Source organism: Collinsella intestinalis DSM 13280, assembly GCF_000156175.1.
GTDB lineage: Bacteria > Actinomycetota > Coriobacteriia > Coriobacteriales > Coriobacteriaceae > Collinsella > Collinsella intestinalis.
The window spans coordinates 78399-85018 of sequence record NZ_GG692711.1 but is presented as its reverse complement, the minus strand read 5'-3'; the positions used below and the strand labels follow the sequence as shown (position 1 = coordinate 85018).

The window sequence follows — 6620 nt, the reverse complement described above, 5'->3', positions numbered from 1 at the left end:
CGCATCCCTCCCGACGGCGCGGTACGTGAGGTGCCATTGTCTCACAGCCTTCAACGGTATCCCCAGCCTCGCGGCGGCGGCCTCGTGCCCGAGCCCGCGTTCGAAGAGCCCGCAGGCCCGCTCCCTCACCGACCTGTCGTAGATCGTCATGGAAAAACCTCCCATCTCGAGGACTTTATTTTCCAGTCCAAGAAATGGGAGGCAGTTCAGCTCCCGCCGCTTTTTGTTGCGCTGTATGGGGCGTGATCGGGGCTAATGTCGCAGATATTCGATCTGAGCGCCTTGCGTGTCGCAGGTGAGAATGTGCGTCTCGCAGGTGGGGAAGGCCTCGCGGAGCCGGACCTGCAGGAATTTGGCGACGATAGTGTCGTCGGTCACCGCCATGAGGGTCGAGCCCGAGCCGGAGATCCACAGCGTTCCGGCGCCGCCTTCCAGGCAGGTTGCGCGGATGCCGTCGTAATCGGGGATGAGCGCGCGACGGAAGGGCTCCTGTAGGCGGTCGTCGTTTGCGGCCGCGATGAGCGCAAGGTCGCCCGTCTCCAGGCCGCGCGTCATGCCGGCGATGCGGCCCATCTGCCATACGGCGTCTGCGAGTGCGACCTGCTGTGGCACGACCTTCCGCGCCTCGCTCGTGTGGACCTCGTAGGGCGGGATGACGGTGATGAAGCGGAGGCGATCGCTGACTTCGTAGCGCAGGCAGCGGGGAAGTCCGCCCTCGGGCGTGAACGAGCATACGGCCCCGCCGAGGATGGCGGGGGCGACGTTGTCGGGATGTCCTTCGACGGCGGTTGCGATGCGCACGAGTTCGGCGCGGTCGACGGTGTGACCGGTCAGCGCGGCGGCCGCCATGATGCCCGCGACGACGCAGGTCGAGCTCGAGCCCAGGCCGCGGGCGACGGGCACCTCCGTCTGGATGTCGATTTTCACGGGGAAGGGCTCCTCGCCCCACTCGCGCAAAGCGTCTACGAGCGATGCGTATACGAGGTTGTTCTCATCTTGGAACTCCTCGGGGCATCCGGTGATCTGCAGTTCATCGGCGCGCTCAAACGTGAAATGCGAGTAGAGCGAAACCGCCATTCCGAGCGTGTCGTATCCGATGCCGAGGTTCGCGCTGGTGGCGGGTACGGTAATCTTGATCATTTGAGACCCCCGGCCGCCTGCTCCACAAAGGACGCCATGCCGTCGATGTCCACGACGTCGGTGTGCAGCACGGGCTTGTCCTGCAGCTCTGCGAGCTGAGCGGGCGCGCAGGTGCCCGTTGCCTTCTCCAGGACCTGCATGCAGGCAAAGTCGTCGGGCGGGCAGAACAGGCCGAGCGCGCCGGCGACCGCACGCGGGAACTTGTACGGGTTCGCGGTGGAAAGCAGGACGCGGGCCTTGGAACCGGGGGCGGCGGGCATGTGGCTCAGCACGTGGTAGCCGCAGGCGGTGTGCGGATCGATCAGATAACCGTTTTCATCCCAACAGGCCTTGATAGCGCGGGCAACCTCATCCTCATCGGCCCAGCCGCAGGCGAACACCTCCCGAATCTTGGAGAGCAGCTCGTCGGGAAGGGTGTAGGAGCCCTCGTCTGCCAGCTGGCCCATGAGTCGGGAGACGAGCTCGACGTCGCCGTCGGACAGGTAGTAGAGCATGCGCTCGAGGTTTGAGGAAACGAGGATGTCCATGGACGGCGAGGTTGTGGTGAAGAAGGGGCGTTTGCGGTCGTACGTACCCGTGGTGAGAAAGTCGAACAGCACGTTGTTCGCGTCGCTCGCCACGATGAGACGTGCCACGGGAAGACCGAGGCGCTTGGCGTAATAGCCGGCGAGGATGTCGCCAAAGTTGCCGGTCGGCACGCAGAACTCGACCTCGTCGCCGCATGAGATATCGCCGGAGCGAAGGAGCTGCGCGTATGCGGCGAAGTAGTACACGACCTGGGGCACGAGGCGGCCGACGTTGATGGAATTGGCGCTGGAGAGCATGACGCCCTGGGTGGCGAGGCGCTCGGCGAGCTCGCGATCGGCGAAGATCTGCTTGACGGCGGTTTGCGCATCGTCGAAGTTGCCGCGCACGCCGCAGACGGCCACGTTGGCGCCTTCTTGGGTGCTCATCTGCAGCTCTTGCACGCGGCTGACCTTGCCTTCGGGATAGAAGACGGAGATGCCGACGCCCGGGGCATCGGCGAATCCGGCGAGAGCCGCCTTGCCGGTGTCGCCGGAGGTGGCGGTCACGATCATGATCTTCTCGTCTCCGGTGCCGTCGTTCGAGCCCGTGCGGGCCATGAGGCGGGGCAGCATCTGGAGGGCGACGTCTTTGAAGGCACTCGTGGGGCCGTGCCACAGCTCGAGCACGTGCGTGGGCACGCCGTCGGCGTTGGCCGGCGCGAGGCGCCTCACGGGCGTGATTTCGGCATCGGCGAAAGTCTCCTCATATGCCTCGGAGACGCACGCCGCGATCTCTTCGGGGGCGTAGTCGGTTAGCAGTGCTGCGAGCACCTCGCGCGCCAGGTTGAGATAGCCCATCTCCGAGAGGCCGGCGAGCGGGATCTGCGTGCAGCCGAGCTCATCGCTCACATATAGACCGCCGTCGGGTGCGATTCCCCGACGGATGGCTTCTTTTGAGGTGAGCGGCGCCTCGTGGGAACGGGTGCTGTGGTATGTCGCCATGCTTGGGTCTCCTCGCTGCCGATGTCGTCGTGCGTGCTGCCATGGTAGCAGAGCGCGTTGCTACACCATGATAAAGCACTGCAGCTCCATCGCTTTCCAGCGGGGCTTCACACGTCGTTTCGCAATTGGAAACATAGGTAGCGATTCTTGGGAAAGAACCGGATGGGGGAGCGGTCGGGCACTTGCTCATGGTAAAGTGGCTGCCTACGTGACCATGCGCCCATCTCGACGTGCGCCAGGGGAAAGGCATTCGCTCCATATGATCAAGATCACCAAGTTCGGCGGCTCCTCTGTCGCCGACGCCGAGCATTTCAAAAAGATCAAGGGGATCATCGACGCCGATCCCGCGCGCCGCTTCGTGGTGGTAAGTGCGTGCGGCCGCCGTCATAAGGCCGACACGAAGGTCACCGACCTGCTGTATCTCGTCGATGCGCATGTGAACTACCATGTGTCCTGTGAGGACCTGCTCGCCGACATCGGGCAACGCTATTTCGATATCGCCGATGAGCTGGGGCTCTCCTATCCCATCCGCGAAGAGTTTGCCGCCTTTGCCGAGCGCGCCCGTTCCGGTGGCTACACCACCGAGGAGCTGGTGAGTCGCGGCGAGTACTTCACTGCCCGCCTCATGGCTGAGTACCTGGGGCTGCCGTTCATCGACGCTGCGGACATGGTGGCCTTCCACCACGACGGCACGCTGTCGATGTCACGCACGGCCAAGCTCGTCAAGCAGAACGCCCGCGAAGGCGGGTTCGTGATGCCGGGCTTTTACGGCGCCACCAAGGAGGGCAAGGTCAAGCTGCTCGACCGCGGCGGTGGCGACATCTCCGGCTCGATTCTCGCCCAGTGCCTCGAGGCTGATCTGTACGAGAACTGGACGGACGTCTCGGGCTTCCTCTCCGCCGATCCGCGCATCGTCCCGGGCGCCCAGCCCATCCCGCGCATCACTTACGAGGAGCTGCGCGAGCTGTCTTACATGGGCGCGAGCGTCCTGCACGAGGAGGCGGTCTTCCCCGTCCGCGATGCCGGCATCCCGCTCGTCATCAAGAACACGAATGCCCCCGAGGACCCGGGCACGATCATCTCCGAAACCGCCAAGGAAGGCGATACCGAGCCGATCATCACCGGTATCGCCGGCAAGCGCGACTTCCTGGCCATCAACGTCTCGCGCGATCGCACCAAGAGCCGCATCGGCTTCATGCGTCGCGCCCTGTCTGTGTTCGAGCGCTATGGCGTGTCCGTCGAGCATATGCCCACAGGCGTCGATCAGTTCGCCGCGGTCGTGCAGGCCGCCGACGTCAAGGATTCGCTGTACTCGCTCATATCCGACATCCAAGAGGAGGTCGAGCCGCTCGAGATCGAGGTCGTGGAGGACCTGGCGCTCATCGCCACGGTCGGCCGCAACCTGAGCGGGCGCGCGGGCATTTCGGGCCATCTGTTCGGCAAGCTCGGCGAGGCCGGCGTGAGCGTCCGCATGATCACGCAGGGCTGCGACGAGATCAACATCATCATCGGCGTCGAGGAGCGCGATTTCGACCTCGCGATCAAAACCATCTATGAGGCGTTTTCCGACGAGGACGGTATCGTGAAGACCGCCGAGTTGGAGCCTGCACCGCGTGCGTTCTAGGCGCGAGACAAAGGTTGCCGGAAGCATGCATGCCCAATGCGAACTGTGAGGAGTGGGGCAAGATGAAGAAGTACGTCGTCGCTATCGTAGGGGCCACGGGGGCCGTCGGCACGCAAATGCTCACGTGCCTGGAGGAACAGCAGTTCCCGGTCGGCGCGCTCAAGCTCTTGGCGAGTCCGCGCTCGGCCGGCAAGGTCGTGTCGACCCCGTGGGGCGAGGTCACGGTCGAGGCGGCCGCGCCCGAGGCGTTCGACGGCGTTGATATCGTGCTGGGTGCCGCCGAGGACGACGTGGCGAAGGCCCTGTACCCCGAGGCCGTGCGCCGCGGTGCCGTGGTGGTGGACAACTCGCACGCCTTCCGCCTGGATGAGGACGTGCCGCTGGTCATCCCGGAGATCAACGCGGCCGATGCCCTCACGCACAAGGGCATCATCGCCAATCCCAACTGCGCCACCATCATCGGCCTGGTGCCGACTTGGCCGCTTCACCAGCTGGCCGGCGTGAAGCGCATGATCGTATCCACCTATCAGGCCGCGTCCGGTGCAGGCGTGCCCGGCATGCGCGAGCTCGAAGAGCAGATCGGCTGCATGGGCCGCGGCGAGGAGATCCCCGCCCCCGCTGCGTTTGCGGCGCAGTTGGCGAGCAACCTCATCCCGCAGATCGGTGGGGAGAAGTATCAGGGCTTCACCTCCGAGGAGATGAAGATGCAAAACGAGGGCCGCAAGATCATGCACCTGCCCGATCTCCGCGTGAACTGCACGTGCGTGCGCGTTCCCGTCTTGCGCTCTCATTCCGAGAGCGTCACGCTTGAATTCGAACGTGACATCACGCTTGAGCAGGCGCGCGAGGTTCTCGCGTCCGCTCCCGGTGTGAAGCTTGTGGACAACCTGGCCGCCGAGTCCGCGCACGACCGCTGGCCCATGCCGCTGGATACCACCGACCAGGACCTCATCTGGGTCGGCCGCGTGCGCCGCGACATCTCCAACCCTGATGCCCTGCGCGGCATCACTTTCTGGTGCTGTGGCGACCAGATCCGCAAGGGCGCTGCCACCAATGCCGTCCAGATCGCCAAGCTCCTGTGCGAATAGGGACATGCGTCGCCGTAGGATACGGATGTTTTGCGCGGTCTTGACGGCCCTGTACCACTTGGTCGGAAATACTCGGCCGGTGGTCGGTAATTAATCTACATATCAAGTTTCAGTGTGTACAATCTGATGTCACGCACAGAACGGGGAAGGCGCCGGCGACGAGAGATGCGACCGGCGCCTTCGCCATATGTAATATCGATTAGATTGGTCGTGATCTTGTGGGTAAGTACGTCATCGTGGTCGAGTCCGGTTCGGACGTCTCGCCGGAGCAATGCGAGCGCTACGGTATCGTGATCGTCCCGATGCACGTGACGATCGGCAGCGAGACGATGGACGACGGTTCCATCGACCCGCTCGAGATCTACTCTCGCTGCAACGAGCTCGGCGAGATGCCCAAGACGAGCGGCTGCACTCCCGGCGACTTTGAGAAGGTCTTCGACCGCATTCACGCCGAACAGCCCGATGCGACCATCCTCCACCTCGCGTATTCCGAGGCGACTACCTGCTCGCACCAGTCTTCCAAGATCGCCGCCCAGGGTCGCGACTACGTCTACTCCATGGACACTCGTTTCGTCTCCGTGGGCCAGGGGCTCGTGGCCGTCGAGACCGCCAAGTACATCGAGGCCCATCCCGATGCCACGGTCGAGGAGATCTTCTCCTACGCCGAGAGCGTGATGGATCGCATCCTGCTCGGCTTTGTCCCCACCGACCTCGGCTTCCTCAAGGCCGGCGGTCGACTCTCCAACGTCGCGTTCCTCGGCGCGCACCTGCTCAAGATCAAACCCTGCATCGAGGTGCTCGGCGGTAAGTTCCTCGCCACCAAGAAGTTCCGCGGCTCCATGCTCAAGTGCGCGCATTCCTTCATCGACCACATGATCGAGAAGGGCGATATCGACTACTCCTACATCGGTCTCGCCTACTCTGTGGGACTGTCCGACGAGCTCCGCACGGAGATGGAGGCATATGCCCGCGAACTGGGATTTAAGGAGATTGCCTGGACCAAGGTCGGCGGCGTGATCTCCAGCCACTGCGGCCCCACTGCTTTCGGTGCCGTGCTCATCCAAAAGCCCAAGGCGTAAAGCGCGCTCGATAGCCTCAGAGGTCGTGTTGCCACCTCAATTTAGGGACAGTCCCTAAATTGAGGTGGCGACGGGCTTTGCCGGCCGAATTGACGCGGTGTTTGCCTTCCTCTTCTTCCGGTGGCGCTATGAGTGGGTGTGGGACGTTGCGCTAGCCATTTGATTCGCATTGTGCAAACTA

Annotated in this window: 5 protein-coding genes; 3 read left to right on the top strand and 2 right to left on the bottom strand. The window is 63.7% G+C overall.

The genetic code is table 11. The annotated features are described in order from the left end of the window. Positions 1–252 precede the first annotated feature (252 nt). Both thrB and thrC read right to left on the bottom strand, forming a co-directional pair. A complete protein-coding gene (thrB, locus tag COLINT_RS06935; RefSeq protein ID WP_006723745.1) occupies positions 253–1140 on the bottom strand; it encodes a homoserine kinase in 888 nt (295 codons plus the stop codon). Next, complete coding sequence (thrC, locus tag COLINT_RS06930; RefSeq protein ID WP_006723744.1) at positions 1137–2648, bottom strand: threonine synthase; 1512 nt, start codon at positions 2646–2648, stop codon at positions 1137–1139. Before thrC ends, thrB begins: the two co-directional genes overlap by 4 nt. A 259-nt stretch (positions 2649–2907) precedes the next feature. Between thrC and COLINT_RS06925 the strand changes: the two genes are divergently transcribed. The 3 genes from COLINT_RS06925 (at position 2908) to COLINT_RS06915 (ending at position 6439) form a co-directional block, all read left to right on the top strand. After that, complete coding sequence (locus COLINT_RS06925; protein ID WP_006723743.1) at positions 2908–4272, top strand: aspartate kinase; 1365 nt, start codon at positions 2908–2910, stop codon at positions 4270–4272. A gap of 62 nt (positions 4273–4334) precedes the next feature. Next, on the top strand, positions 4335–5360 hold the full coding sequence (locus COLINT_RS06920) for an aspartate-semialdehyde dehydrogenase (RefSeq protein ID WP_039910692.1): 1026 nt from the start codon (positions 4335–4337) through the stop codon (positions 5358–5360). A 218-nt stretch (positions 5361–5578) separates the two neighbouring features. Further along, positions 5579–6439, top strand: coding sequence for a DegV family protein (locus COLINT_RS06915; RefSeq protein WP_006723741.1), 861 nt, complete (start codon positions 5579–5581; stop codon positions 6437–6439). Positions 6440–6620: the final 181 nt, after the last annotated feature.

Coding starts and splice junctions, on each gene's coding strand:
- thrB (WP_006723745.1), bottom strand. CDS start 1,140: ATGATCAAGATTACCGTACCCGCCACCAGCGCGAACCTCGGCATCGGA.
- thrC (WP_006723744.1), bottom strand. CDS start 2,648: ATGGCGACATACCACAGCACCCGTTCCCACGAGGCGCCGCTCACCTCA.
- COLINT_RS06925 (WP_006723743.1), top strand. CDS start 2,908: ATGATCAAGATCACCAAGTTCGGCGGCTCCTCTGTCGCCGACGCCGAG.
- COLINT_RS06920 (WP_039910692.1), top strand. CDS start 4,335: ATGAAGAAGTACGTCGTCGCTATCGTAGGGGCCACGGGGGCCGTCGGC.